Raw genomic sequence first — 26,339 nt, forward strand, 5'->3', positions numbered from 1 at the left:
TACAGGGCAGCCCAAAGGAGACCCTTGCAGGCAGCTCACGCTGTATTAGGCTACGCCAGAGGTGTTCGCCTGCCGATCGATTTTTTTCACCAGTCCCTGGAGCACATTTCCTGGGCCACACTCTGTGAAGGAAGTAGCGCCATCGGCGATCATCTGCTGTACTGACTGCGTCCAGCGGACGGGGCCGGTCAGCTGTGCCTTTAAATTTTCTTTGATCACAGCGATGTCGGTGGTGCCTCGGGCGCTTACATTCTGATAAATCGGACAGGAAGGTGTATGAAAGGTTGTTTTTTCGATGGCGCGCTCTAACTTTTCCTGAGCAGGAGCCATCAGCGGGGAGTGAAAGGCACCCCCCACGGGTAGGGGAAGGGCTCTTTTGGCACCAGCGGCTTTCAGTGCTTCGCAAGCGGCAGCCACAGCTTCATTGGTTCCGGAAATAACTAGCTGACCTGGGCAGTTGTAGTTGGCAGCTACGACGATTCCGTCCACCTGCGCACAAATTTCTTCTACTTTCGCGTCCTCCAGGCCTAAGATCGCAGCCATACCGGAGGGGTTAATCTCGCAGGCTTCCTGCATGGCCAGGGCCCGCTGGTAGACTAAGGAAAGCGCATCTTCGAAGCGCAAGGCACCAGCAGCTGTCAGTGCGGAGAATTCTCCGAGTGAGTGACCGGCTACCATTTCAGGTTGAAATGCGGGTAGCGTCAGTGCGGCGGCCACACTGTGTAGGAAAACGGCTGGCTGCGTGACTTTAGTTTGCTTTAAGGCTTCTGCTGTTCCCTCGAACATGGTAGCCGTAAGTGCAAAGCCGAGTAGCTCATCTGCTTGTTTAAATAGCGTGCGCACGCTTTCATGTGCTTCGTAGAGTTCCTTGCCCATGCCTGGGAACTGGGCGCCCTGGCCGGGGAAAATGTATGCTTTCATAGGGAATCGGTATTTAGAGCATCAAATATATAAAAAAAAGGCCATTGCTGGCCTTTTCAAATGTGAGGTCTTGTATGCTTAGGAGTAGAAGTCCACTACACCAGTAGCGATGTCGTACATACCGCCGACGATTTTAATGCTACCAGCGGCCTCAGCGTTCGCGATGATTTCAGAGCGATTTCTGATCTCTTCTATCATGACGCGCACATTTTCTCCAGCTACTGCGTCTGCATCCTCAGGATTGCTTCTGCCGATCGCGGGCTTAATTTTTTCTAATAGTGTCGTAATGTTGCCATCTTTTACATCCTGGCAAGCAGCACCCACAGCACCACACTTCGTGTGACCGAGGACGACTACTAGCTTAGAGCCTGCATACTTCACGGCATACTCCATGCTGCCTAAGATGTCATCATTTACTACATTACCAGCTACACGGGCGCTAAAGATGTCTCCAATACCAAGGTCGAACACAAGTTCCGAGCTCGTACGGGAATCGATACAACTTAATACTACAGCAAAAGGGTACTGGCCACCCACTGTGTCCTGAACTTGCTCTAAAAGGTTTCTGTTCGCCTTTAGGTTCTGTACAAAGCGTGCATTACCGTCTTTTAGAAGCTGTAATGCAGCATCAGGGCTCAGCGCCTTCTGCGTTTCTAAAGTTTGTGCTTTCATTAAAATGTAAGTTAAGGTTGACAACTTACTCTACGCACTTAGTGGACTTTATGTTACCTAAAAATGAGAAAAAACATGCTTAATCTAAGAATTTAGCGCGTTCCTCTTCTGAAGGGAAGCGGCAAAGCTCTCGTTTCCCGAACCATTTATAGCGGTTTCTGGCGATCCAGTCGTATATCGGGTCACGAATAAAGGCAGGGATCACGATTAGGCCATAGGCCAAAGGCCACAAGCCAGAAAGCTTTCTACTAATTTCTAAGGCGGCCCGGCTACGGTAGTAGATTTTATCCTGGTGGATGTAGATAAGCGAGTCTAAATAGTCTTCCTTCACTTGGAAATCTGCTAGGACCTCTTTTCCGGCCTCACTTTGCAAAGCGCCCACTTTAAAAAAATCACCACGATCTTTTCGGATAATAAAGTCGACGGCGCTGTTACACAAGTTACAGACGCCATCGAACAACACGATATGATAGTTTTCTTTAAGCGCCATCCATTATCGTATAATTTGTACCGTTCCACGCAGCTGCTGCTGTTGGAGACTAGGGTCTAATGCGTCGAAACGGACGTTAGCGCTGTAGAAATAGGTACCGGCGGGCAATTCATTTCCGTTTCTGTCACGCCCATCCCAGCGGATGAAGATGTCATTTTCAGGTGCTGTTAGGCTGTTATATCGGAAAACCTCTACCCCCCATCTGTTGACGATAAAAATCTCCACAGACTCTACGAAGCGTGGACAGCGTACGAAGGGATTATCGAAAGCCATAAAGGTTTCGTTCGTACCATCGCCATTAGGCGTAAAGACATTTGGTAGCTCATAATTCGGGCAGTTATCCACGCAGACGGTATTACTCGGTGCACTTTCATTTCCGGAACGATCGATTGCTGTTATGAAATAGCATCCTTTAAAGGTCATAAGTTCCCGGATGGTGCCATTACGCTCGAAGGCTCCGAAGTCTCTTACCACATCGAAGGTCCCTTCAGCACCTGTTTCGCTAAAATAGAGTCGGAAAGCATTTAACTCATCATCACAAACACCTCCGAAATCAGGCTCCCAGCTTAAATTATGTTCGAAGTTAGCAAAGCCACAGGGCCTGTCGGCCAAAAAGTCCGCGCAGTCTGGTCCTGTAAAGGTAAGCGTAGGTGGACAGGGGAGTCGGTCATCATCTGGACGAGCACAGACGACCTGTGAGCGGTTTACAAGTGGTCGCGGCACCAAGTCGACATCATAGGCTCCTCTGGTTTCTACGAAATAACAATACTCCGTTTCGCGACTAAGCGGAACTCCATTAAATGAACCATCGTCTAGGAAAGTAAAGCTGCCTGTCACCGGGTTAATTTCCGCGATAAGTTCGAAAGTGTCTACGTCTTCTTGTTCCGGATCGGTACGGTTTCGGAAAACAAGGTGCGTGAACTCTGAAATCCTGTTGTTCCATGGAACCTCAAAGTTCCAGTTGAGCTCAATCGCCTCATTGATAATGATAGGAGATAAACGCACCGAACTGGCCGTGCTCGAGCTATCGATAAGGGTATTCCCTTGCCGTAGGAGCACGCGGTAGTTATAGACCAGATTTTCGGTATTTATACCGGTATCTGTAAAGACTGTATCGGAGGTAGTAATCAGGGAGGTTCGGTTCGTGTTACCCGTGAAGTTATTACTTCGGATAAGTTCATAGGTGAAAGGACCAGGGAATTCTACCGGATCGATATCATAGGGTGGTGTCCAGCGTACGAGAATTTCTCCATTTTCCGTATCGGTAGCCTCTACAGTTACATTCGTGATAAGCGGCACATCCACATCTACGGTGATGCAAAATTCATTCGACACGATACTATTTCCAAAGCGCGGTGCAGGATAGGTGCTGACGAGTCGGTAGCAGTAGGTGTTTCCTGGGTCTAGCCCTTGGCCAAAGTTATCGTCTAGGAAGCTTGTTTGGCCCACGGCCACGGAACCTACTAGCTCAAATCCCTCTCGAATACCCGTTTCACAAGAATCCGGCTCGAAGGGGTCACTGTTTAGGCGGCGCCAAACCTGCATACGTTCGGCACTATTTACACAAGCGTAAGGTTCCCAGTTGACAGTTACAGATCGGTTTTGATTCTGTTCGATATCTTCGATTACGGGAGGAGGTCCGATAACGCGTATATTTATGGTTTGGATGTCGACGAGGGCAGGCCCGGAGCGCGGCTGGTCGGTAATACGCACACGTACCTGATACGGCGCCTCGCGCACGTGTGCGCAGACAGTTTGCCATTCAAAATTCACCACACCCGGGCTGCCCTGAAAGACGTCTCGAGGGGTAAAAGTAGCAGGGGAGGTGTTGATTTCTAAAGGATCACCGAAAAGCTCGATGCGAATAGGATCTCCATCGGGATCCATACCTTGGATAATTTCTTCGATTCTCGTTCCTGCTACGACGCATAGATCAGGGGGGAGAATCAATTCGGGCCGTTGATTATCTGTGTTTTCGATAATAATCTGCATGTCGCGCACGACATAGCCTATTTGGACCCACTCTCCTGCGAGTCTTCTAAATTCTTTTATTTTAAAGGCCACGTTATATTGCCCCGCCAAGCCGGGCGCATCCCAGATTAAGTCTCCGGTGATAGGGTCGATCTCCAGGAATGGGGGAGTAGAACCATCTTCTCGAGCAAAGCTAAATTCGTTTGAGGCGGGGCTTCGGAAATTGTTTACCGGACGCTGAAATGCTTGGCGAGGTACCGTCAGCTCGTAGGCGAGTGAGTCACCATCGGGATCGAAGGCGCCTGGATTATGGATGTAGCGAATGCCGACCCCTCCATTATCTACGGGTGGAATCGTCAGTACAGGAGAACTATTTACGCCGATAAACGGGTCGATGACGATTTGGGTCTCGATGTAAAAGGGTGTTTCTACCGAGTTATCCATGTTCAGGGTGCGATCGTTTCGGTTAAATTCGCGGAAACGAATCGTGTACGTGCCGGGTCCCTGGAAGGTGTGTGTGATGACAAAAGTGTTTTTTGCCACTTGGTTGCCGAGAGGCTGTGTGACGTTAAAATCGGCTTCGGTGTTTAGACGTTCTACACGTCCATCTCCGAAGTCAATATCCCCGGGTCCGAAGACCACTTGAGAGCGTGTGTCGGTATAACCTACCACTGTGATGCGAAAGGTTAGCGCCTGAGGTGAAACACGCTCAGCGGTTATTTCTCCTGCTCTGATGTGGGTGGCATTTACCGCTTGGTGGAAAAGCAGAAAGAGGCTTAAAACTCCTAAAAACCGATAAAGCGCTTGCATGATTTGGGGCATGGATACAAAGGTGGACAAATAAAGAACTAATATGCTGAATTATTTTTTCCTATGAAACAACTAAACAGAGATAATGGTTATTTAGGCGTAAATCAATTCTGAAACGAAGAAACCTTCTTGTCTATTTAGAATCTTTTAAAATAGTTTCAATCGTTTGCAGATTGATTGTTTACTAACTATTCCGAACGTAAATTTGGCCGAAAAGTATACCAAATTAATACAAAATCGTTTTCACTAAAATAAAATTCCTTTATGAGTTGGGTATCTAAGACCTTAAACAGCACACTGGGCCGAAAATTATTAATGGCGCTCACGGGGTTATTCCTCGTTTTATTTCTTGTAGTGCACCTTGCGGGAAATTTGCAGTTACTTTTACCTGATGGTGGCAAATCCTTTAATTTGTACGCTGAGACGATGGCGAACAATCCGTTAATTCGGGTAGTTTCTATATTAAATTTCGTCTTTATCGCAGCGCACGTGGTTTATTCTGCCATCTTAACGAAGCAAAACAAATCCGCCCGTCCTGTGGGGTATGCTGTAGTTAACGGTGCTTCTAACAGCCCCTGGGCTTCACGTAACATGGGGCTTTTAGGGACGATTTTGCTTCTTTTCATTCTCGTTCACTTAAGAGGTTTCTGGTATGAAGTGAAGTTCGGAGAGGTGCCTATGGTAACGTATGAAGAGACAGGGACGATAAAAGATGTTTATGCCATCGTGGCGGCATCTTACGAGAATGTAGGTTATGCATTATTCTATGTGGTTTGTATGGGCTTCCTAGCCTTTCATTTATCACATGGCTTTTCTTCTGCATTTCAGACACTTGGACTGAATCATGTGAAGTATTCTCCCGTTATTAAAAAGGTGGGAATGGTTATTACTGTCTTGATTCCAGTGCTTTTCGCTGCGATCCCAGTGGTGATGTATATCCAAAGTTTATCGTGATTAATTAAAGAGTAATAAATCCATTAGTGATATGATGCTAGATGCTAAAATACCGAGTGGCCCATTAGCGGAAAAATGGACCAAGCATAAATTTAATAGTAAGTTGGTTAATCCGGCCAACAAGAGGAAATACGATGTAATCGTAGTGGGGACAGGGCTTGCTGGTGCTTCCGCGGCTGCTTCGTTAGCTGAGTTAGGGTATAATGTGAAGGCGTTTTGCTTTCAGGATAGTCCGAGAAGAGCGCACTCTATCGCGGCACAAGGAGGGATAAACGCTGCCAAAAACTATCAAAACGATGGGGACTCTATCTTCCGTTTGTTTTATGATACGATTAAGGGGGGTGATTACCGTGCAAGAGAGGCAAACGTATACCGTTTAGCAGAAGTCTCTGTCAATATTATCGACCAGTGTGTAGCGCAAGGGGTTCCTTTCGCACGTGAATATGGAGGCCTTTTGGCTAACCGCTCATTTGGTGGTGCACAGGTGTCACGTACATTTTATGCGCGTGGTCAAACTGGGCAGCAGTTACTTTTAGGTGCTTACTCTGCTCTTAGCCGTCAAGTAGCGAATGGTAAAGTGAAACTTTATCCAAGAACGGAAATGCTTGACGTCGTAAAAGTGGATGGAAAGGCGCGTGGAATTATTACTCGTAATTTGATTACGGGCGCCATCGAATCTCATTCTGCGCATGCCGTTCTATTATGTACCGGTGGATACGGTAACGTTTTCTTCCTGTCCACGAATGCGATGGGATCGAATGTGACTGCTGCTTGGAGAGCGCATAGAAAAGGGGCTTTCATGGCCAATCCATGCTACACGCAGATTCACCCAACATGTATCCCTGTTTCAGGGGATCATCAGTCCAAGCTGACACTAATGTCTGAGTCCTTACGTAATGACGGCCGTGTATGGGTGCCTGCGACAGTAGAAATCGCTGAGAAATTACGTAAAGGAGAGATCTCTCCAAATGATATTAAAGAAGAAGATCGCGACTACTATTTAGAGCGCAAGTACCCTTCTTTTGGTAACCTAGTACCACGCGATGTGGCCTCACGTAATGCGAAATATGTGTGCGATGAAGGACGCGGTGTGAATGAAACCGGAGAAGCAGTTTTCTTAGATTTTCGTGATGCCATTCTCCGTGATGGAGAAGATACCATTCGCGCGAAGTATGGAAACCTCTTTGATATGTATCAACAGATCACTGGAGACAATCCTTACAAGCTACCGATGATGATTTATCCTGCCGTTCACTACACAATGGGTGGATTATGGGTAGATTATAATTTGATGACAACCATCCCTGGGCTGTATGCGCTAGGCGAGGCGAACTTCTCGGATCATGGAGCGAACAGATTAGGTGCATCAGCATTGATGCAGGGCTTAGCAGATGGCTATTTCGTCATTCCGTATACTATCGGTGATTATTTAGCTTCTACTCCTTATGACAAAGTACCTACAGATCATGAAGCTTTTAAAACGGCAGAGAAAGAGGTTACTGAGCGCTTAAATACGCTACTGTCCATTAAAGGATCCAAGACCGTCGATTATTTCCATAAGAAATTAGGTAAAATCATGTGGGATTACTGTGGAATGGCGCGTACCGAGGAAGGTCTCAAGAAGGCAAAGAAAATGATTCAGGATCTGCGCGCAGACTTCTGGAAAGATGTGAAAGTGATCGGTACGAATGAAGAGTTGAATCAGTCTCTTGAGAAAGCGAACCGCGTAGCAGATTTTTTAGAGCTAGGAGAACTGATGATCGACGATGCTTTAAATCGTAATGAATCTTGTGGTGGACACTTCCGCGAGGAGTATCAGACTCCGGAAGGAGAAGCACTTCGCGATGACGAAAATTTCGCTTATGTGGCAGCATGGGAGTATACAGCCGATAATGCTCCTGAAAAGCTACATAAAGAAGCACTCGTCTTCGAAAATGTGAAGCTAACGCAAAGAAGTTACAAGTAATTAACCAGCCTTACACCAATGAACTTAACATTAAAAATATGGAGACAGTCGGGGCCTTCCTCGAATGGATCCTTTAAAGACTATAAAATCGGAGGCATCTCAGCAGATATGTCCTTCCTAGAAATGCTCGATGTGTTAAACGAAGAGCTTTCCGAAAAGGGTGAAGACCCTGTACATTTCGACCATGATTGCCGTGAAGGTATCTGTGGGATGTGTTCTCTTCATATAAATGGGAAGCCGCATGGTCCCCAGCAGACGACTACCTGCCAGCTGCATATGCGTTCCTTTAAAGATGGTGATACCATCACCATAGAGCCATGGAGAGCGAAGGCTTTCCCAGTTATGAAGGACCTCGTGGTGGATCGCTCTGCCTTCGACCGCATCATTCAAGCGGGTGGTTACGTGTCTGTGAATACAGGTGGCGTTCCTGACGCGAATGAAATTCCTATTCCTAAGAAGTTAGCAGATGAGGCCTTCGATGCAGCAACCTGTATCGGTTGTGGTGCCTGCGTGGCGGCTTGCAAAAATGCTTCTGCCATGCTCTTTACTTCTGCTAAAATCTCCCAGCTGGCACTGCTGCCTCAGGGTCAAGTGGAGCGTAAGGAACGTGCAGAAAAGATGATCGCACAGATGGATGCGGAGGGATTTGGCGCATGTACCAATACGGGTGCTTGTTCCGCAGAATGTCCTAAAGGCATTAGCCTCACGAACATCGCCAGAATGAACCGTGAATACTTCTCCGCCGTAGTGAGCAGTAATAACGTTTAACTGTCTTTTCTAATAGAAAAAAAGAGCCCTCGTGGCTCTTTTTTTTTGTCCTTCCACCAAACCCTCCTTTCGGCACACCCGAAAAAGGATTAACCGTTTTAAAACGCTATGCATTGGATTGACTTAAGTATTTTTATTTTCTATATGTGCGCCATGCTCGGCGTAGGTGTATATTTCCTTCGAGCCAATAAAAATCAGGACGATTATTACGTCGGTGGTCGTCAAATCGGCCCATGGCATATTGGGCTCTCAGTCGTGGCTACCGATGTCGGTGGCGGGTTCTCCGTTGGACTCGGCGGCTTGGGGTTTGTGATGGGCCTTTCTGGTAGCTGGATGCTTTTTACAGGTCTCTTAGGCGCTTGGTTAGCTGCTGTCGTCCTGATCCCCCGTGTAAAGGCAGACCCCGCTTTCGAAAAGTTTTATACTTTCCCCCAGATTTTCGACTATCTATTCTCTCGCCCCGTCGCCATCGTGGCAGCGTGCATCTGCATGATCGGCTACTTAGGCTTCACCTCTTCACAGCTTTTAGCCGGAGCTAAGTTAGCTTCCGGAACTTTCGAAGAGATAAGCCTGAACCAAGCGCTGCTGCTCATGGGCATCATCGCTGTGGTCTATACCGTGATAGGCGGACTAAAAGCCGTTATTTATACCGATACTGTGCAGTGGATTATTCTGCTCGCAGGTTTTATCGGTATCGGACTGCCCGTGTCCTATTTTCATGTTGGCGGCTGGGAAGCCATTCGCGAAACACTTCCCGACGCTTACTTTTCTCTAACAAATCTGCGTTGGCAGGACCTGGCCAACTGGGGCATCACGATTATTCCGATTTGGTTCATCGGAATGACACTGTACCAACGGATTTTCGCATCCCGAGACGTGAAGAGCGCCAAGAAGGCCTGGTTTATCGCCGGCTTTTTCGAGTGGCCGATCATGGCCTTTATGGGGGTAGCCCTCGGCCTGCTGGCCAAAGTTGCCTACGAACAGGGCCTCTTGATTTTTGATGTCGCAGACATCGATCCCGAAATGGGACTTCCCATGCTGCTTCGTACCGTCTTGCCACCAGGTATCCTAGGCCTGATGATGGCCGCCTATTTTTCTGCGGTACTGTCCACAGCGGATTCCTGCCTGATGGCCGCCTCTGGTAACCTAAGCACTGATCTTTTTGGTCCTTACCTCAATAAGTTTTCCGCGCGCAAACAGCTGTTCATTGGCATGGCCTTTACACTCACACTAGGGACTATTGCCCTCTTAGTGGCTGTACGCGCCACAAATGTACTGGATCTGATGCTGTACTCCTATGCCTTTATGGTGTCCGGTCTGCTGGTGCCGATTCTCGCAGGGCTATATACTCCCTATCGCAGTAATGCCGCTGCTATCGCTGCCATGCTGTCAGGGGGCACCTGTACAGCGACCTTAGCTTATTTGGATTTAAAGCTCCCTTTGGAGTTGGATCCAAACTTTTTTGGTTTATTAACCTCTTTAGCAACGTTTTTGCTTGTTTACAAGCTCGATCAAGAAAAACCTAAACCAAAACACGTATGAAAATAGAGACACTTACTACCCGAGATAACGCAACATTCATTCAAAAAAAGGAGGTGGCTGACTTCCTTTTTGTGCACCTCGATCAGTATGGAGATGCACATGCTGACATTATGAAATGTCTCGACTACGCGCTCGATCAGGCAAAAGACAAAGGGGGTTTTGTAGTCATGGCGCGTGAGCAAGAGCAAATCGTAGGTGCTGTGATCATGAATAAAACAGGTATGTCCGGGTATATCCCTGAAAATATCCTCGTTTATATCGCTGTAGACGCTTCACAGCGTGGAAAAGGGGTGGGTAAAAAACTGATGGAAACTGCCTTAGAAATGGCGCAGGGAGATGTGGCCCTGCACGTAGAGCCCGATAACCCGGCCCGTAAACTTTACGAAAAGCTTGGTTTCACAAACAAATACCTCGAAATGAGGCTTAAAAAATAATATGGCATATCTCAACTTAAAACGAAGTAAACTCGAGGCGAATTTTAATTACTTAAAAGAGCGTTTCCAGAAAGAAGGAATCGCTTGGGGCGTGGTATCCAAACTGCTCTGTGGAAATCGCTGCTACCTCCAAGAGCTGGTGCGACTAGGAGTAGATGAAGTGCATGACTCCCGCATCAGTAACTTGGTGAAGCTAAAAGAAATCAACCCAGACATCCAAACCGTCTACATCAAGCCCCCCTCCAAAAGGAATATCTCCAAAATGGTCAAGTATGCTGATGTCAGTCTGAATAGCGAGCTAAATACCATCCGCTGGATCAGCGAGGAAGCTCAGAAACAAGGGAAGCAGCATAAAATCATCATCATGGTGGAAACGGGTGACCTTAGAGAAGGCGTAATGGGAGATCATCTGGTGGACTTTTATGCTTCTATTTTCGAGCTCCCAAATATCGAGGTGATTGGTCTGGGGACCAATTTAAATTGCCTAAATGGCGTAATGCCTTCCGCAGACAAGCTTATCCAGCTGTCTCTTTACAAACAAATCATCGAATTGAAATTCAATAAATCCATCCCCTGGGTTTCTGCAGGCACCTCGGTGACGATACCCCTTTTGCTGCACCAGCAGCTCCCAAAAGGTGTCAATCACTTTCGTATCGGCGAAACGCTTTTCTTCGGGGTAGACCTCTTCGAAGAAAAAACCATCGAGGGAATGCATGATGATGTCTTTGAGCTGTACGCTGAAATCATCGAGATGCAAGAAAAACCTTTGCTGCCGACGGGTACCTTAGCCGCGAACCCACAAGGTGAGGTCATAGAAATAGACGAAAGCTTGTATGGAAAATCTTCTTTCCGCGCGATCCTAGACATCGGTCTCCTAGATGTGGATCCTAAGTACCTGATACCGGAGGATGGTAATTTCGAAATCTTGGGCGCGAGCTCGGACATGCTCATCCTGAACTTAGGCGAGAACCCGAAAGGGTATCAAGTAGGAGACGCTATTAAGTTTGGTCTCAAATACATGGGCGCACTAAGTATCATGAACTCCTCCTATGTAGATAAAAAAATCAGTGCATAAGGAAAGGACAATAGGGATAAGCTTCTAAGGACGCAGCCGACGTGAAATTCGGCTGCGTTTTTTAATTTTGGCTGTCAGCGGCTATTCCTTTCTCTATTTCTTCACTTATACTCACTTTTACTGGTTTCATCTCCTCAAAAGCCCCGTCATGTTCCTTTTAAACACTGGCTAAAAAAATGAATTTAGCACAACTACTTATTTTTGGCATGCTTTTTTCTCCTTAATCAGAAACTAAACCAGATGAAATATGAAAAAAGTAACCATTTTAACAGTAATTGCGCTATTTTTTGGAGCCGTATTTTCTGTGCAGGCCCAAGAGAGTAGAACGGGTATCGGTGTTCGTGGTGGCGCGAACTTTTTTACCTTCGGAGGATCAGATGCCTCGAATGCAGACTATGATAACCGCGTGGGATTTCATGCCGGTGCCTACGCGACCTTAGGGCTGGGGCAAGCATTCGCTATCGAGCCAGGGGTTTTTTATTCCATTAAAGGGACCCAAAACGACGATTTGATAAATTCTCGCGCCGTCTTAGGCTATGTCGATGTGCCCGTTTTAGCACGTCTTTACCTAGGAAACGCATTTAATGTTTTCGCAGGTCCTCAGGTGTCTTATCTGGTCAATTCCAGATTCGAAGGAGATCTCTTCGGTAGTTCCGTGGGCTTTGACACAGATGCCATTCGCGATACTGATTTTGGGCTCGTCTTCGGCGTAGGTTTTAACATGCCGCGCGGGTTTAATCTGCAGGCCTCCTACGACTATGGCACCACACCGGTGTTTAGAAACAGCGAAGCAAATGTCTACAACAGAGGATTTAAATTGTCTCTCGGGCTAACTCTCTAAAGCATCCTATTTTTCTATCTACACGGGATTTATTTTTTCCACCGCTTTCGGGCGGTGGTTTTTTTTTGGCCCCTGGCCAAAGGGTATTTAGTGGCTCAACACGTAGCAGCCCTAACAATACGTGCCAGAGGTCTTTGGCTAGGGAAGGGGATTTCGATGATTGGAATGCGCAAGCTATGGCCCCTTATAGGAGGAATTTTTTCCGGGCGCTTGCTTCGGTTAGCACCACGTATAGGAAAAGGGGTAGGTTTACCCTTTCCTTCTTAAGGTTCTTTTTTCGGGCGGGCGGGGCTAGTTAAGCGACTTGGATTCGATTCCAAAAAGGACTTCCATCCCGAGGCGGTTCCGCGTGTCTGCAAGCGTCCTGAGTGAAAGTGATGGCAGATGGCTACGGCCAAAGCATCCGTGGCATCCAGCAGCCCTTTATCTTCCTTTATGTGTAGCAGCATACGCACCAGCGCGGCCACCTGTTCTTTGGAGGCATTTCCATTTCCCGTAACCGACATCTTCACTTTTTTCGGGGAATATTCTGATATCGGGATGTCGCGGGCCAGCGCCGCAGCCATGGCGACACCCTGGGCGCGGCCCAACTTCAGCATGGACTGCACATTTTCTCCAAAAAAGGGGGCTTCTAAGGCCACATGGTCCGGTAAAAATTCCGTGATCAAGCCGGTGATACGCTCGAAAATTTTTTTCAACTTCAACTCATGGCTACCATACTTTTTCAGGTGGATGACCCCATACTGAAGCAGCTCATAGGCATTACCGCGCACGACGATAAGCCCATAGCCCATGATATTCGTGCCAGGATCTATGCCTAAAATAATTTGCTCGCGCGTATTTTCTTTTTTCATGCCGCTGCAAGATACTCCAATTTCTACTGAAATAAAACGAGACACCCGGCACTCTCGCCCGATTAGATGAGCTCAGCTCCTTTCCAGCAGTGCGCTTACAGAACAATGCCGTACTATATGGGGTTAAATTTTCGAAACTCTCAATTTCTTTTTAATTTCACATAAATTTGTGTCCCAAGTAATGACAGACCAAGAATATGAGCTTATGGATGAGCTGTATTTCGTGCAGCATTTCGATGCCCTACGCCAAGCTTTAAAGTGGGAAGAAGCGCAACTTCAGGAACAGCTCATCGCGCTGCATAAAAGAGGTTGGCTGAAATGCTTGAAAACCCCGGATGAGGAACTCTTCGATGAAAGCGCGTATGCAGACCTCCGCAACTGGTATTTCTTGGCGACCAAACAGGGTTTGAAAGCCCTTCATGCACTTTAATCCGATACTTTGATCTCAGAATCTTTAAAATATCAGCGCAAGGAGCTGGAACTTAAATCCCTCCTGGAAATCACGCAGGCCATTAATGAGAATAAAACGGCCGAGGTGCTGCTACATATTTTCAAATTTACCTGCCTGGTCCATTTAAATATCCGGAGCCTAGTGCTTTACGGGAAGGAGGCGTCCGGCTTTTCCAAGCTTATTAGCCACGGCTTAAGCGGAACTGTGCCCAGCCGACTCGCTGAAAAGCAGATCAGCCATGATCGGGAGCAGGGGCAGTTGAATATCGAAGTAGGAGCCGAGCAGTCCTTTGAGGAATTAGAGCTGTTCGTGCCGGTGTACCATAAGCAGGAGCTTCTCGCGATCCTCCTTTTAAAGCGCAAAGATGCGCATGCGCCCATAGATCTTGATTTCACGAAGGCACTGACGAATATCCTGGTGGTAGCCTTAGAAAATAAGCGTTTTGCGAAGCGGCAGCTGGAGCAGGAGCGCCTGCGCAAAGAAGTGGAGATCGCCTCTTCCGTGCAGCGCATGCTCTTACCTGAGGTGCTGCCCTACACAGAAACGCTCCGCGCCATGGTCACCTATTACCCGCATTCCACGGTAGGGGGCGACTATTATGACCTGATCTGGCCAGAGCCGCAGACCGTTTACTTTTGCGTGGCAGATGTTTCGGGAAAGGGGATGCCGGCCGCCCTGCTGATGAGTAATTTTCAGGCCGCACTCCGCACCCTCTTACGCAGTTTTACGGACATGCGTCAGATCGTCGAGCAGTTAAATGCCACCGCTTTCGACAGCACGAAAGGAGAGCGCTTTATCACCTTTTTTCTGGGTCGCTTTTCTTTCCAGAGTCGAGAGCTGACGTTCGTAAATGCAGGCCATAATCCGCCTCTTTTAAGTATTCCAAGTACAGAAACCTGTGAAGAGTTAAGTGCTGGAACCACCATTTTAGGAGCCTTCGACACCCTGCCTTTCCTAGAGATCGGCACACGTGTGGTACCGGAATCGTTTCACTTGCACCTGTATACCGATGGCCTTACGGAAGTCCTGAGCCCTGCCGAGGAAGAATTCGGAGAAGCCCGCTTCCATGCCTTCGTCCGTGAGATGTGTCGACTCGAACCGAAAGACTTCCACACGCAGTTTTTAGAAGTACTGGACAGCTTTTCCGCAGGCACCCCGCGTCGAGATGACCTCACCCTCTTAAGTGTAGAGCTGCCGGCATGAAACTCCCGCATCGTATGCCCGCTCTCTTGCGCCCACTCCTGCCGGGACTTTGCCGAAGGCCCCTTCCTGAGCCAGCGGTAAAGGCCACGGGACCCCATCCTCTTTACCTCACCTTCGATGATGGCCCTGTACCAGGGGTGACGGATTATGTGCTCGAGCTACTAGCCAAGTCCTCCGCTCAGGCTACTTTTTTCGCTGTGGGAGATAATGTGCGCAAACATCCCGAGCTGGCCCGCGAAGTCGTCGCTGCCGGGCATGGGCTGGAAAACCATACCTTCCATCACCTGAAGGCTTGGAGCAGCCCGAAGGACAGCTACCTGGCGGACATTCAGCAGACGAAAGCGCTGATTTTCCATGAAACAGGCTACTCCTGCCGTTTTTTTCGCCCACCCTACGGGCAAATCCCCCTGCGCAGCCTCCCTGCTATCCGCCAAGCGTACACCCTCGTTTTTTGGGATGTGCTCAGCGGAGATATCGATCCGAGACGGAGGGACGACGAAGTGCTTACTGCCTGTGTGCAGTACATGCGTCCGGGCAGCATTCTACTCTTTCATGACCAAGAAAAAACCCGCGCGCGCCTGCGTCAGGTCCTTCCCGATCTGCTCAGCAGGATCAGCGACGCCGGCTATCACCTGTTACGCCTATGATGGTCTATCTGTGTACTTTGCTGCTGGCCCTGGTGCTGCTCCAGTATCTGTGGCTCCTGTTTCGCTTGCAGGTTTTTTTTCGTGTCCAAGTCCGTGATCCGGCTGAGGCCGATCTACCTCCTATCAGCGTCTTGCTCCCTGCACGTAATGAGGAACAGGTGCTGCCAGCCTGCCTGCAGGCACTGGACCGCCTGGATTACCCAAGCGATAAACTCCACATCCTTTTGGGAAATGATAATTCGACCGATGGCACAGCAGGGATTCTGGAGGCCTGGGCAGCGGGGCGGCCCCACGTGCAGGTGCTTCATCTTCCACCCTACACGGCTGAGGGCGCTTTCCAAAACGGGAAGGCAGCAGCGCTCGCTACGATGGCCCAGCAGGCGAAGGGGGAGCTCTACCTTTTCACAGATGCCGACTGTCAGGTTCCCCCAACTTGGGCACGGCATATGGCTTTAGGCTTGCGCCAAAGCGCGGCGGGCTACCTCACCGGAGTCACCCGCGTGCTGCCGAAGGGGCTTTGGGCCAGGCTACAGGGAGTCGATTGGTGGCTTACCCTTGGATTTATGAAGGTGCTCGATGATCTTTCCATTTCGGTAACCAGTATGGGAAATAATATGGCCATCACAGCAGAAGCGTATAAGCGGGTAGGCGGTTTTAAGCAAGTCAAGTTTGCCCTCACCGAGGATTTCGCCATAGCAGCAGCCATTCGGGAGGCAGGTTTCAAGGGTCGCCATGAGGTGCAACCAGAAGTCTGCATCACCACAGCGCCCAAGCCCGGGTTTTTCTCCCTTTTGCGCCAGCGCAAGCGGTGGATGTCTGGCGCCGTGGGACTTCCGCTCTACTGGTTAGCCTTATTAGGCCTCCAGGTGCTGTATTATCCTGCCTGGCTGTGCATGCTCTTTTTTCAGCCGGCCTTAGCCCTGGGCATAGGGGGAGCTAAAGTACTGCTCCAAAGCCTTTTTCTGCATTCCTTTGCCCGGAGGGCGGGCACATGGCTCCCTGTCCGAGACCTTATTTTATTTGAAATTTATTACGCCCTATTCTCTTGGGCCACGATAGTTTATTATTTTTACCCAAGTAAAATCGCTTGGAAGGGTCGCCATTATGCCCATCCGAAGCGCTAAACCCATCCAATAGAAAGCCATTCATGTTCACTGACACACACGCCCATCTGTATAGCAGTAAGTTTTCAAAGGAGGAAATGCCGGCACTTATGGAAGAAATTCAGGCGGCAGGCGTCCAGCATATTTACATGCCGAATGTAGATTTAGAGACCATAGAACCCATGCTGGAGCTCGCCGTGCAGTATCCGAAACGCTGTCATCCGATGATCGGCCTGCATCCCTGCGATGTGAAGAAGACCTTCGAAAAGGACCTGTACCGCATGGAGGACTGGCTGAAGCAAGAAAAGTTCGTGGGCATCGGAGAGACAGGCATCGACCTCTACTGGGATAAGAGCACCTATACGTGGCAGTGTGAGGCCCTAAAGGTGCAGGCGGCCTGGGCGGCCGAACAGCAGCTGCCATTGATCTTGCACTGTCGTGAGTCCATCGATGAGACCCTAGACCTGCTGGAAGCGCTGGATGTAAAGGGATTATTTGGTATCTTTCACTGTTTTACCGGAAATGTGGAGCAGGCGAGCCGCATGAAGGCGCTGGGCTTTAAGCTGGGCATCGGCGGTGTGGTCACCTATAAAAATGGGGGCCTGGATCAGGTGCTGCCCAAGCTGGAGCTGAGCGATTTTGTGCTGGAAACGGACGCCCCTTATCTGGCGCCTGTTCCGCATCGCGGAAAACGGAATAGCCCGGCCTATCTGCCTTTCATCGCCCAGAAGTTAGCGGCGCTGATGGAGGTGGAGGAGGAAGCGCTGTTCGCGCAATTAGAACGTAATGTATCCGAAGTTTTTAGCAGTCATGGCGCATGAATTATAAAATAGTACGACTGAATACCACCGCTAAGCGAGAAATTTCTTCTTCCATCCTGATCATCTATACAGGAGGGACGCTGGGCATGGCCTATGATGAGACGGGGAGCTTGGTGCCCTTTAATTTCGGGCAGATCCTCGAAAAAATCCCGACACTTACCTCTATGAATATCGCCATCACGGTGATCTCCTTTCCCGAGCCGATCGATTCCTCGAATGTCAACATGCAGCACTGGATCGATATGGCCTATATTATCTATGAGAATTACGACAGCTACGATGGCTTTGTAGTCCTGCACGGCACGGATACCATGGCCTACTCCGCCTCTATGCTGAGTTATATGTTGACAGGCCTTTCCAAACCCGTGATTTTCACAGGGGCGCAGCTGCCCATATCGGCGATGCGCTCGGATGCACGGGAAAACCTTATGTCAGCGATCGAAATCGCCACGGCCAAAGCGAATGGGAAGCCGATCGTGCCCGAGGTATGCATCTTTTTTAATCACATGCTCTTGAGAGGAAACCGGGCTAAAAAGGTGCAAAGTGTGCACTTCGATGCCTTCGAGTCAGAAAACTATCCGGCACTGGCGGAGTCGGGCATCGTGATCGACTATAACTACGCCTCCATACGCCCTTTCGTGGAGGGGAAAAAGTTGCGCTATTCCAACAAGCTAGACAACCGTGTGCTGGTGCTCAAGTTATTTCCCGGCATCACGGCAAATGTCTTGGAAAGCTGTTTTGCCACTCCTGATTTACGGGGCGTGGTTTTGGAGACCTATGGCTCGGGAAACAGCCCCAGCGAGGCCTGGTTTATCGAAGTTCTGGAAAAGGCAGTGAAAAAGGGTTTGATTATCTTTAATGTCAGCCAGTGTAATGGGGGGCGCGTGATTCAGGGCCGCTATGAAACCAGTAAGGACCTAAAGCGGGTGGGCGTACTCAGTGGAGGAGATATCACCACGGAAGCGGCCATCACCAAAATGATGTACCTGCTTGCGAATGAGTCCAGCACGATCGAAATTAAGCGCAAGCTCATCACCCCACTTGCCGGCGAAATGTCCCTGACCAGCGTGAGTTGAAACGAGAGCAGGTGGGAGTGCCACTTGTTTATAGAGTGGAAAAGCGGGAATGAGTCTACCCTACTTCATGTAGTTCCCGCTTTTCGATCATTTCGCTGGCCGCATTTAGTAAAATTAGTGCCACCATACAAAGCCATACCCCCATTCCCAGGAAGCCGTAAACTGCCTGATTCGAGATGATATAGAGAAAAAAGGCGATTCCAAAGGCAGGCATGAGGCCGAAGGAAAACAGGGCCAGCGTGATTCCTGACTTGATGAATTTTCTGTCCCAACTTTCTTTGACGCCGATCTGTGTGATTAAGCTGATACTCAGAACAGAAAGGTAGAGCGCGACCATGGCGAGCGGCACGTAAAGCAGCAGAAAGAAGCTAAGGTCAGCGATAAACACTGCGCCGACAGCCATCAAGCCACCCACGAGCAAGCACTGCAACACATCTATTTTCAGTAAATTCCACATTTTCGCATTCCAGGTGGCGGGCATCAGGTAGAAATAATGTTTTTTCAGGTCCCCGACATTGGTTTTTCCCAGTCCCCCAAGGCCATAAATGGCGTAAATCGCGAAAATATAGAAATACAGGATCTGGTGATCCCAATCTAGAAAGCGACTTCCCAGGGCGATGATCCAGCTGATGGCCACGATGCCGAAGCTATACAGGCCGAAGTAGGGGTGGTAGTCGGTACGGATATTGCCCACATAGTTTCGCCAGTAGATCGCTTGCGCCCCGGTCCCAAAAAGGGGCACATCGACCTTTTTTTTGGCCGCCAAGGCCCCAGCGCTTTCACTTTGCGCCTGCCGCGTCTTCACTTTTTCCTGCGTCTCTTCATTCGCTTTCGTGGTTTCCAGCACGTCTTCGTAGTAGTCCCCCGCGAAGTGAATCACCAGACGCACCAGCCCGATGAAGGAGAGGGTGTAGACGGCCAGGAAGGCGGCGCTGCGCCAAAGGTTCTGTTCGAACAGGTAGCTGATCAGTCCTCGGCTCCAACCGATAAAGGGGAAAAATTCAAAGTAAGGAGAGCCCAGCCAGCTAAACATACCGATATAAAAGGTTTCCGCCAGCAGTCCGGGGATGCCTACCGCTAGTGCGAGGAGTAAGATCACGCCCCAGAGCACCTGTCGGATCCGGTCCGGGCGCTGATAGCGGGTATTCAGCGTATAAATGAGGAACTTAATGGGGGAAAGGATGAAAATAAGAAGCGTTACACCGATTAAAATATGGAGGACATCGAGAGCGCCGAGGTCCAGCATGCCGATGAGCTGACCTGAGCTGTAGACCGTAAATAAGGCCGCGATCCCTAGGGTAGGGATCAGGGAACGGATCATATAATAGATCAGGAGCTGGGGTGGGCGCGTGGGCGCCACAAAGAGGAAGTTGACATCGGCCATTTTAAAAAAGCTGACATTTTTCTTGGTGGCGGCATAGCATTGCCAGATGACAAGCACCAGGGCGAGAAAAGTCAGTAGGCCGTAAATGGAAAAGTCGTCTAATTTAGCGGAGAGGCCTGCATTGCGAAACTCCTCCTGCATTTCTAGAATTTCGTCTTTTGACTTATCGGCATTACTTTTTTTACCCATGTTTAGCAGGAAAAATAAGTAAAGCACAAAAAAGCTATAAGGCAGCAGGCGTAAAGGGTTTTTTAGGATCAGGAGGATGTTGTTTTTCAATACCCATAGATCTTTTTTTAATAAAAGGATTAACTCACGCATCTTTGGTCAATTCTAAAAAGAGGTCTTCTAAGGAGGAAAGAGCATCACCGGAATACTGTTCACGGAGGCTGGCCACAGTGTCGTTATGCACCACTTTGCCTGCTTTCATGATCATGACGCGATCGGCGATATGCTCTACCGAGTCGATCAAGTGGGTACTGACAAGAATGGTTTTGCCTTTTTCTTTAAGCTGCTTGAAAATAAGTTTCGTCTGGCGGATGGCCTTCGGGTCAAGTCCGATCATCGGTTCATCGAAGAAAAGTACCTGGGGATCATGCAGAAGTGCGCAGCAGATCGATACTTTTTGGCGCATGCCCTTGGAGAGATCACGGCCTAGTTTGTCACGCTTGTCGAGCAGGTCATAGGCTTCAAGGAGTTCATCGGCATAACCCTGCCAATCTTGAAGGCTGTAGGCTTGGGCGATAAATTTCAAGTGATCGTCGATGGTGAGCAGATCGTATACATTAGGTGTTTCGGGGATATAGGCAAAAAGCCTTTTCGCCTCCAGAGAAAGGTGATCATGGCCTCCGATTAAGATTTCGCCCGCATCCTTTCGAAGGAGGCCGACGATACACTTGATCGTCGTACTTTTCCCAGCTCCATTGGGGCCGAGTAGGCCCACCACCTCTCCACCCTCTAAGCGAGCGTCGAGCTGATCTACGGCGAGCTGCTTTTGAAAGCGTTTGACTAAACCTTTTACTTCTAGCATGATTTCAATAGAAAAATTTTTAGGAATAGCCCAAAATAGCATAGAAAAGCGCATTTAATCAAGTAGATTTTTCATTTTTCTTTCGAAATTTTGAAGTAGCTTGAGGTATTTCTTTCGGATCTTTCCGCGGAGTTCTTCCTGCACATCTTCGGGGTAGATAGCTGTGGCTTTGATTCTGCTGATGACCATGTCGAGCCAGCCCTGCCCATCGTCGATGAGATCATCGTGGAAGGCCTCCACAGTAAGATCTCTGCTGCCAGAAAATAAGCCGCGTCCCTGCGCGAGGTAGTAGCGGCTCATGCAGGCTAATGCTGCTTCATGGGTTTCCTCGAAGCAAACCACCAGATCTGAAGGCTGCTTGAGGTTTCCTTTCTCATCCTCCCGTACCAGTTCTTCCAGCTCTTGCAGGTGTCCGATAAAAGCGAGGAAGTACTCGTCGAGGGTATGTTTTGTAGTTGTTTTCATAGACAGCAAATCGTACGTTATAGGTCTCTTTACGCAAAAGCTTTTCATAGGGTTATCCGCGCTGAGGGGAATTTTAGAAACGCAAAAGGCATGAACGGGAAAGGTTCATGCCTTTTGGGAAGCGGGTCTCCTGGCTACTTCGTTTCAGTAGGGATTTTCTGCACAATCGCGCCTCATGAGGCTTCGCGGGAGGAGGGCTAGCGAATGGTATAGGACTGCAGAAAGCGCTGCCCGTTTGCCGTGACACCTTCTAGTCGTAGGCGTCCGCTGTACTCCTCGAGGAACTTGCCCACCTCTTTCGGGTTGCTGGCGGGTTGATCGTTAATACGTGTCAGTACAAAACCATTATTTAAACCCAAGTCGCGCAGGTATCCACGCGTCATGCTGCTGATTTTCACGCCATAGTCTACATTTAGACGATCTCTTTCGATGGCATTTACAGCTTCTAAGCGCGCGCCGAGGAGAGCGCTACTGTAATATGCCCGCTGGATGACGCCCGTACCTCCTTCCAGATTTTGCAGCTGGAGGCGTACCTCCTTCGCTTCCCCTTTGCGCAGGAAGCGCACCATGACCTGATCTCCGGGGTAGAAATAGGAGAGCTGCTCTTCGAAGCTGCCTTTTCCACCGATACGTACGCCGTCGATGGAAAGGATCACATCATCTTTTTGTATGCCGGCCTTCTCTGCTGCGCCATTTCGGAGCACATGGGTGACGATGACTCCGTCCAGCGTGTTTAGGCGCATATCTTCAGCCAGTTCGGGCGTAATTTCCACCACATCCACACCGGGAAGGGCCTTCTGCACCTCTCCAAACTCGATCAGGTCATTTGCGATTTTCGTGGCGATATCCACGGGGACGGCGAATCCATATCCGGTATAGCTGCCAGTTCGCGAGAGGATGGCGGTATTAATGCCGACGAGTTCGCCTTGGCTGTTGACCAGTGCACCCCCTGAGTTTCCGGGATTAATCGGGGCATCGGTTTGAATAAAGGACTCTAAAGGAAATTCACCGCCCAGGATATTAATCTGGCGTTCCTTTGCCGAGACGATGCCTGCGGTGACAGTGGAGGTCAGGTTAAAGGGGTTGCCTACGGCCAATACCCACTCGCCGATTTTCAAGTCGCGCGAGCTACCTTTTGGGATGGCGGGCAGGTCGGTGGCCTCGATTTTTAGGACGGCGATGTCGGTATTTTTATCGGTGCCGATGAGTTTCGCCGGGTAGGTACGCTTCTCATGCACCACCTCGATGGTTTCGGCCCTTTCGATCACGTGATTGTTCGTGATGATGTATCCGTCTTCGCTCATGATGACACCAGAGCCGGTGCTGACGCGCTGTGTGGGGCCATTTCCGAAGAAGTAGTCGAAGATGCTGTAGCGTCGGGAGTCGGTTCCGGAGAAGTTTTTGATGAAGACCACGGAGGACTTGCTGCGCTCGGAGGCTTCCACGAAGGATATGGGCGCCGCGGCCGGGGCGGCTTTGGGTGCTGAGGCTGGCGCCAAAGTCTCCTCTTCCCAAAATGTCTGATAGGAGCTGGCATCTGCCCAGTTGCGTTCCTTTTGGCCGACAGGCCCAGTGTATACATCCTTTCGGAGGTAGGTGTCATAGAAAAAAGCGCCCATGATCCCTGCAAAAAAGGCTACGGACGAGAACAAGAGGAACTGGATTGAGTTTTTCATAGCGTAAAGATCTTATCGTTACGAAGCGAAAATACGGCCAACAGGTTTCAGGAGAAAGGGATAAATGCTTAAAAAATCTAAAATTCCGCATGAAAGTCCGGTATACCGTGTAATTTTGCCGATAACGGGATAAACCGTTTTAATTTTACTCATGTCAAAAATCAAGCATATCGCCCTCTTAGGCGCCACGGGGAGTATCGGAACACAGACCTTAGAAGTGATCGCTGCACATCCGGAATTATTTAAAGCGGAGGTGCTGACGGCACATCGAAATGCGGAGCTGCTGATTCAGCAGGCGCGGACTTTTCTGCCCAATGTGGTGGTGATCGGGGAGGAGGCCCTCTACGCGCAGGTGCAGGAGGCGCTGGCGGATCTGCCGATCAAAGTGTATACCGGAGAAAAGGCGCTTTGCGAGGTGGTGCAGATGGAGCAGATCGATGTGGTGCTTACGGCGCTGGTTGGTTATGCGGGTCTACAGCCGACGCTGCATGCTATACGCGCGGGGAAACCGATCGCGCTGGCCAATAAGGAGACGCTAGTGGTCGCTGGAGAGCTGGTGACGGCGCTAGCGGAGCAACATCGTGTGCCGATTTTGCCGGTGGACTCAGAGCACTCGGCTATTTTTCAGTGTCTGGTAGGAGAATTTCATAATCCGATAGAAAAAATTATCCTCACGGCTTCGGGGGGTCCTTTTCGCGGGATGGGGCGGGCGCAGCTGGAGACCGTTACGCGAGCGCAGGCGCTGAAGCATCCCAACTGGGAAATGGGGGCTAAGATAACCATCGATTCTGCGTCGATGATGAATAAGGGCTTGGAGGTGATCGAAGCGAAGTGGCTCTTTGGTTTAGCCGCCGAGCAGATCGAGGTGATCGTGCATCCGCAGTCGATCATTCATTCTATCGTTCAGTTTGAGGATAGCTCGATGAAGGCACAGATGGGACTCCCGGATATGCGTGTGCCGATTCAGTTTGCACTCAGCTATCCGGATCGCTTACAGGCTACATTTCCGCGCTTTAATTTCTTAAATTATCCTGCATTAACTTTCGAGCAGCCGGATTTAGAGACCTTTCGGAACTTAAAATTGGCCTTTTGGGCTTTAGAGCAGGGGGGGAATGCACCCTGCGTGTTAAATGCAGCAAACGAGGTGGTAGTAGAGGCTTTTCTGAAGGAAAAGATTGGTTTTCTGGCGATGTCTGACGTGATTGAGGACTGTTTGGCGCGGGTACCTTATCAGGCTCATGCCAGTTTGGAGCAGTTGATCGCCTCAGATGAAGAGGCACGTGCGGTGAGCACAGAATTAATTCAAAAATTAGTAAACAAGTAGTATGGATACATTAATAATGGTCGCGCAGCTGCTCTTGGGGCTCTCCATCTTAGTGGGGCTGCATGAGCTGGGACATTTGCTCACTGCTAAAATGTTTGGCATGCGCGTGGAGAAATTTTCTATCGGCTTCCCTCCGAAGCTTTTTGGTTTTCAGTGGGGGGAGACGGAGTATTCGATCGGGGCGGTGCCGCTGGGAGGTTTTGTGAAAATCTCAGGCATGGTCGATGAGTCGATGGATACGGAGCAACTTGCCTCGGAGCCTAAGGAATATGAATTTCGAGCCAAGCCGGCCTGGCAGCGCTTGATCGTGATGCTGGGAGGCATCATCGTAAATGTGGTGACGGGGATCGTGATCTTTGTGGTACTGGTGTACCAAAATGGAGAGACGTATTTTTCTCGCGACCAGGTGCTGGAGCATGGAATCGTAGCGTATGAAATCGGCCAAGAAATCGGTTTTCAAGATGGGGATCGGGTGTTGGATATCAATGGCCTGCCCTACGAGAGTGTAAATGAGCTGAGCTCCGGCGGAGCGCTTTTAAGTAGTGGTGGATTCTACACAGTAGAGCGTAATGGGGAGACGATGCGTATCGACATACCCCGAGGTTTTATTAATCGCTTCTCGAATGAAGAGGCGATGGCCAATTTTATTAACATCCGCTATCCTTTCGAAGTGAGCCAAACGCAGCCGGGCAGTGCAGCGGATGAGATGGGGCTGCAGGAAGGGGATCGTATCGTAGCTGTTAATGGGCGCGAGATTGCTTATTTTAATGAATTACAAGAAAAACTGGCCACTATAAAGGGTGAGGAAGCTACTTTTTCCATTTTGCGCGGAGCGGAAAAAATGGAAAAGACAGCTCAAGTTTCTGAGGAGGGGATGATTGGGATCGCGATTAATCCACTTATAGACCCTGTGCGTCGCAAGTATGGCATCGGGGAGTCGGTGGCGAAAGGGACAGAGCGAGCCTTTAGCGTGGTTATCATTAATGCAAGGGCCCTTGGCAAGATGTTTACGGGGGAAGTGTCTACGAAAAATGTAAGTGGGCCGATCGGGATGGCTAAAATTTATGGCAATCAATGGGATTGGGTGAAGTTTTGGAGTATCACCGGATTGATATCGATGATTCTAGCTTTTATGAACTTGCTTCCGATTCCGGCCTTAGATGGAGGGCATGTGATGTTTTTGCTCTACGAAATGATTTCTGGTCGTGCGCCTTCTGATGCTTTCTTAGAGAATGCACAGAAAGTGGGGATGGTCCTGCTGTTGGCTATTATGGTGTTTGCGATAGGAAATGATATTTTGAAGATCTTTACGGGAGGCTGATAGTTTCCCGTTTGAAGTGTGTGAAAAAAGCCCGACAGAAAGACTGCCGGGTTTTTTTTAGGCTTTGTCTTTGAGGATAATCTATGCGATAGTGTAGGCACTGAATTGTAAAGGAGCTGTAAGCTGAGGAAAAATACATCTCCCATATCTTTTCTTTAGCGAGTGTGAGGGCTGGTGCCAGCGGGCTTTTGTCCTGGGGCATCAGAAAGTTTGTTGCCCACCCTGCTGCAGCATCACTGTAAGATGCGGCTTGGGGAGAGGGGTAAACTATTTCCGGAAACTTTTCTCCTTTGTTTTCAGTTACTTGAATCGCGGCTGGGAATTTCTTTGGGCTGAGCCCTTGCAAAACGGGAAAAAAGTGTCACCTTTGCAATCCCAAACGGGGGAAGCGGTTGAAAGAAACGGCGCCTTGACAGGCAAGAAAAAGGCGGATAGAAGCGCTTGCGGGTAGTTTTAGGAGTGTAGCGATACACGGTAGAATAACCTTTCAAGCCACTTTTTACCAGCAGCCGAAACTGAAAATTATTTTTTCATTTTTCA

24 protein-coding genes are annotated in these 26,339 nt (G+C 49.2%); 15 read left to right on the forward strand and 9 right to left on the reverse strand.

The window, feature by feature from the left end; genetic code table 11:
- Positions 1-45 precede the first annotated feature (45 nt).
- The 4 genes from fabD to ACXIT9_RS14305 all read right to left on the reverse strand — a co-directional run bounded on the left by fabD (position 46) and on the right by ACXIT9_RS14305 (position 4,864).
- Positions 46-921 carry an ACP S-malonyltransferase gene (gene fabD / locus ACXIT9_RS14290; RefSeq protein WP_458056924.1) on the reverse strand — a complete coding sequence of 292 codons (876 nt, stop codon included), beginning with the start codon at positions 919-921 and terminating at the stop codon, positions 46-48.
- A gap of 78 nt (positions 922-999) precedes the next feature.
- Complete coding sequence (locus ACXIT9_RS14295) at positions 1,000-1,593, reverse strand: carbonic anhydrase family protein (protein ID WP_458056925.1); 594 nt, start codon at positions 1,591-1,593, stop codon at positions 1,000-1,002.
- 79 nt (positions 1,594-1,672) lie between these two features.
- A complete protein-coding gene (locus ACXIT9_RS14300) occupies positions 1,673-2,083 on the reverse strand; it encodes a thiol-disulfide oxidoreductase DCC family protein (RefSeq protein ID WP_458056926.1) in 411 nt (136 codons plus the stop codon).
- A 3-nt stretch (positions 2,084-2,086) separates the two neighbouring features.
- On the reverse strand, positions 2,087-4,864 hold the full coding sequence (locus tag ACXIT9_RS14305; protein WP_458056927.1) for a T9SS type B sorting domain-containing protein: 2,778 nt from the start codon (positions 4,862-4,864) through the stop codon (positions 2,087-2,089).
- A 264-nt stretch (positions 4,865-5,128) separates the two neighbouring features.
- Between ACXIT9_RS14305 and ACXIT9_RS14310 the strand changes: the two genes are divergently transcribed.
- From ACXIT9_RS14310 to ACXIT9_RS14340, 7 genes are all read left to right on the forward strand, one after another.
- Positions 5,129-5,818, forward strand: coding sequence for a succinate dehydrogenase cytochrome b subunit (locus tag ACXIT9_RS14310; RefSeq protein WP_458056928.1), 690 nt, complete (start codon positions 5,129-5,131; stop codon positions 5,816-5,818).
- A 31-nt stretch (positions 5,819-5,849) separates the two neighbouring features.
- Positions 5,850-7,784: a fumarate reductase/succinate dehydrogenase flavoprotein subunit gene (locus ACXIT9_RS14315; RefSeq protein WP_458056929.1), complete on the forward strand. Its 1,935-nt coding sequence runs from the start codon at positions 5,850-5,852 to the stop codon at positions 7,782-7,784.
- Positions 7,785-7,802: 18 nt separating this feature from the next.
- Positions 7,803-8,552 (forward strand): succinate dehydrogenase/fumarate reductase iron-sulfur subunit, encoded by a 750-nt coding sequence (locus ACXIT9_RS14320; RefSeq protein WP_458056930.1) that lies wholly within the window; start codon positions 7,803-7,805, stop codon positions 8,550-8,552.
- A 108-nt stretch (positions 8,553-8,660) separates the two neighbouring features.
- The gene (locus ACXIT9_RS14325; protein WP_458056931.1) at positions 8,661-10,094 is read left to right on the forward strand and encodes a sodium:solute symporter family protein; all 1,434 of its coding nucleotides are present in this window, start codon (positions 8,661-8,663) and stop codon (positions 10,092-10,094) included.
- A complete protein-coding gene (locus tag ACXIT9_RS14330; protein WP_458056932.1) occupies positions 10,091-10,528 on the forward strand; it encodes a GNAT family N-acetyltransferase in 438 nt (145 codons plus the stop codon). Before ACXIT9_RS14325 ends, ACXIT9_RS14330 begins: the two co-directional genes overlap by 4 nt.
- A gap of 1 nt (position 10,529) precedes the next feature.
- Complete coding sequence (locus ACXIT9_RS14335; RefSeq protein ID WP_458056933.1) at positions 10,530-11,603, forward strand: alanine racemase; 1,074 nt, start codon at positions 10,530-10,532, stop codon at positions 11,601-11,603.
- Between the two features lie 247 nt (positions 11,604-11,850).
- A complete protein-coding gene (locus ACXIT9_RS14340) occupies positions 11,851-12,444 on the forward strand; it encodes a porin family protein (RefSeq protein WP_458056934.1) in 594 nt (197 codons plus the stop codon).
- Between the two features lie 263 nt (positions 12,445-12,707).
- On the opposite strand, the gene ruvC is transcribed toward ACXIT9_RS14340, so the two are convergent.
- Complete coding sequence (ruvC, locus tag ACXIT9_RS14345) at positions 12,708-13,298, reverse strand: crossover junction endodeoxyribonuclease RuvC (protein ID WP_458056935.1); 591 nt, start codon at positions 13,296-13,298, stop codon at positions 12,708-12,710.
- A gap of 181 nt (positions 13,299-13,479) precedes the next feature.
- On the opposite strand from ruvC, the gene ACXIT9_RS14350 reads away from it, so the two are divergent.
- The 6 genes from ACXIT9_RS14350 to ACXIT9_RS14375 are packed head-to-tail and all read left to right on the forward strand — an operon-like array spanning position 13,480 to position 18,599.
- Positions 13,480-13,728, forward strand: coding sequence for a hypothetical protein (locus ACXIT9_RS14350; RefSeq protein ID WP_458056936.1), 249 nt, complete (start codon positions 13,480-13,482; stop codon positions 13,726-13,728).
- A 9-nt stretch (positions 13,729-13,737) separates the two neighbouring features.
- Entirely contained in the window at positions 13,738-14,952 is a 1,215-nt protein-coding gene (locus ACXIT9_RS14355; RefSeq protein ID WP_458056937.1) for a PP2C family protein-serine/threonine phosphatase, read from the forward strand.
- Positions 14,949-15,599: a polysaccharide deacetylase family protein gene (locus ACXIT9_RS14360; protein WP_458056938.1), complete on the forward strand. Its 651-nt coding sequence runs from the start codon at positions 14,949-14,951 to the stop codon at positions 15,597-15,599. The genes ACXIT9_RS14355 and ACXIT9_RS14360 overlap by 4 nt, the downstream gene beginning before the upstream one ends.
- A complete protein-coding gene (locus ACXIT9_RS14365) occupies positions 15,596-16,723 on the forward strand; it encodes a glycosyltransferase (RefSeq protein ID WP_458056939.1) in 1,128 nt (375 codons plus the stop codon). Before ACXIT9_RS14360 ends, ACXIT9_RS14365 begins: the two co-directional genes overlap by 4 nt.
- A 23-nt stretch (positions 16,724-16,746) precedes the next feature.
- Positions 16,747-17,523: a TatD family hydrolase gene (locus tag ACXIT9_RS14370; protein ID WP_458056940.1), complete on the forward strand. Its 777-nt coding sequence runs from the start codon at positions 16,747-16,749 to the stop codon at positions 17,521-17,523.
- Complete coding sequence (locus ACXIT9_RS14375; protein ID WP_458056941.1) at positions 17,520-18,599, forward strand: asparaginase; 1,080 nt, start codon at positions 17,520-17,522, stop codon at positions 18,597-18,599. Before ACXIT9_RS14370 ends, ACXIT9_RS14375 begins: the two co-directional genes overlap by 4 nt.
- Before the next feature lie 55 nt (positions 18,600-18,654).
- Here the strand turns inward: ACXIT9_RS14375 and ACXIT9_RS14380 are convergent, their stop codons facing one another.
- The 4 genes from ACXIT9_RS14380 to ACXIT9_RS14395 form a co-directional block, all read right to left on the reverse strand.
- Positions 18,655-20,304, reverse strand: a complete 1,650-nt coding sequence (locus ACXIT9_RS14380; protein WP_458056942.1) for a putative ABC exporter domain-containing protein — start codon at positions 20,302-20,304, stop codon at positions 18,655-18,657.
- On the reverse strand, positions 20,297-21,013 hold the full coding sequence (locus tag ACXIT9_RS14385) for an ABC transporter ATP-binding protein (protein WP_458056943.1): 717 nt from the start codon (positions 21,011-21,013) through the stop codon (positions 20,297-20,299). The genes ACXIT9_RS14380 and ACXIT9_RS14385 overlap by 8 nt, the downstream gene beginning before the upstream one ends.
- 54 nt (positions 21,014-21,067) lie before the next feature.
- The gene (locus ACXIT9_RS14390) at positions 21,068-21,478 is read right to left on the reverse strand and encodes a nucleotidyltransferase substrate binding protein (RefSeq protein WP_458056944.1); all 411 of its coding nucleotides are present in this window, start codon (positions 21,476-21,478) and stop codon (positions 21,068-21,070) included.
- 197 nt (positions 21,479-21,675) lie between these two features.
- Positions 21,676-23,154: a S1C family serine protease gene (locus tag ACXIT9_RS14395; RefSeq protein ID WP_458056945.1), complete on the reverse strand. Its 1,479-nt coding sequence runs from the start codon at positions 23,152-23,154 to the stop codon at positions 21,676-21,678.
- 151 nt (positions 23,155-23,305) lie between these two features.
- On the opposite strand from ACXIT9_RS14395, the gene ACXIT9_RS14400 reads away from it, so the two are divergent.
- Positions 23,306-24,478: a 1-deoxy-D-xylulose-5-phosphate reductoisomerase gene (locus ACXIT9_RS14400; RefSeq protein WP_458056946.1), complete on the forward strand. Its 1,173-nt coding sequence runs from the start codon at positions 23,306-23,308 to the stop codon at positions 24,476-24,478.
- Position 24,479: 1 nt separating this feature from the next.
- Positions 24,480-25,799: an RIP metalloprotease RseP gene (gene rseP, locus ACXIT9_RS14405; protein ID WP_458056947.1), complete on the forward strand. Its 1,320-nt coding sequence runs from the start codon at positions 24,480-24,482 to the stop codon at positions 25,797-25,799.
- Positions 25,800-26,339 lie beyond the last annotated feature (540 nt).

The organism is Nitritalea sp., assembly GCF_054166705.1.

What these genes read in the sequence shown, in the direction of transcription:
- fabD (WP_458056924.1), bottom strand. Translation starts at nt 921, where the DNA reads ATGAAAGCATACATTTTCCCCGGCCAGGGCGCCCAGTTCCCAGGCATG.
- ACXIT9_RS14295 (WP_458056925.1), bottom strand. Translation starts at nt 1,593, where the DNA reads ATGAAAGCACAAACTTTAGAAACGCAGAAGGCGCTGAGCCCTGATGCT.
- ACXIT9_RS14300 (WP_458056926.1), bottom strand. Translation starts at nt 2,083, where the DNA reads ATGGCGCTTAAAGAAAACTATCATATCGTGTTGTTCGATGGCGTCTGT.
- ACXIT9_RS14305 (WP_458056927.1), bottom strand. Translation starts at nt 4,864, where the DNA reads ATGCAAGCGCTTTATCGGTTTTTAGGAGTTTTAAGCCTCTTTCTGCTT.
- ACXIT9_RS14310 (WP_458056928.1), top strand. Translation starts at nt 5,129, where the DNA reads ATGAGTTGGGTATCTAAGACCTTAAACAGCACACTGGGCCGAAAATTA.
- ACXIT9_RS14315 (WP_458056929.1), top strand. Translation starts at nt 5,850, where the DNA reads ATGATGCTAGATGCTAAAATACCGAGTGGCCCATTAGCGGAAAAATGG.
- ACXIT9_RS14320 (WP_458056930.1), top strand. Translation starts at nt 7,803, where the DNA reads ATGAACTTAACATTAAAAATATGGAGACAGTCGGGGCCTTCCTCGAAT.
- ACXIT9_RS14325 (WP_458056931.1), top strand. Translation starts at nt 8,661, where the DNA reads ATGCATTGGATTGACTTAAGTATTTTTATTTTCTATATGTGCGCCATG.
- ACXIT9_RS14330 (WP_458056932.1), top strand. Translation starts at nt 10,091, where the DNA reads ATGAAAATAGAGACACTTACTACCCGAGATAACGCAACATTCATTCAA.
- ACXIT9_RS14335 (WP_458056933.1), top strand. Translation starts at nt 10,530, where the DNA reads ATGGCATATCTCAACTTAAAACGAAGTAAACTCGAGGCGAATTTTAAT.
- ACXIT9_RS14340 (WP_458056934.1), top strand. Translation starts at nt 11,851, where the DNA reads ATGAAAAAAGTAACCATTTTAACAGTAATTGCGCTATTTTTTGGAGCC.
- ruvC (WP_458056935.1), bottom strand. Translation starts at nt 13,298, where the DNA reads ATGAAAAAAGAAAATACGCGCGAGCAAATTATTTTAGGCATAGATCCT.
- ACXIT9_RS14350 (WP_458056936.1), top strand. Translation starts at nt 13,480, where the DNA reads ATGACAGACCAAGAATATGAGCTTATGGATGAGCTGTATTTCGTGCAG.
- ACXIT9_RS14360 (WP_458056938.1), top strand. Translation starts at nt 14,949, where the DNA reads ATGAAACTCCCGCATCGTATGCCCGCTCTCTTGCGCCCACTCCTGCCG.
- ACXIT9_RS14365 (WP_458056939.1), top strand. Translation starts at nt 15,596, where the DNA reads ATGATGGTCTATCTGTGTACTTTGCTGCTGGCCCTGGTGCTGCTCCAG.
- ACXIT9_RS14370 (WP_458056940.1), top strand. Translation starts at nt 16,747, where the DNA reads ATGTTCACTGACACACACGCCCATCTGTATAGCAGTAAGTTTTCAAAG.
- ACXIT9_RS14375 (WP_458056941.1), top strand. Translation starts at nt 17,520, where the DNA reads ATGAATTATAAAATAGTACGACTGAATACCACCGCTAAGCGAGAAATT.
- ACXIT9_RS14380 (WP_458056942.1), bottom strand. Translation starts at nt 20,304, where the DNA reads ATGCGTGAGTTAATCCTTTTATTAAAAAAAGATCTATGGGTATTGAAA.
- ACXIT9_RS14385 (WP_458056943.1), bottom strand. Translation starts at nt 21,013, where the DNA reads ATGCTAGAAGTAAAAGGTTTAGTCAAACGCTTTCAAAAGCAGCTCGCC.
- ACXIT9_RS14390 (WP_458056944.1), bottom strand. Translation starts at nt 21,478, where the DNA reads ATGAAAACAACTACAAAACATACCCTCGACGAGTACTTCCTCGCTTTT.
- ACXIT9_RS14395 (WP_458056945.1), bottom strand. Translation starts at nt 23,154, where the DNA reads ATGAAAAACTCAATCCAGTTCCTCTTGTTCTCGTCCGTAGCCTTTTTT.
- ACXIT9_RS14400 (WP_458056946.1), top strand. Translation starts at nt 23,306, where the DNA reads ATGTCAAAAATCAAGCATATCGCCCTCTTAGGCGCCACGGGGAGTATC.
- rseP (WP_458056947.1), top strand. Translation starts at nt 24,480, where the DNA reads ATGGATACATTAATAATGGTCGCGCAGCTGCTCTTGGGGCTCTCCATC.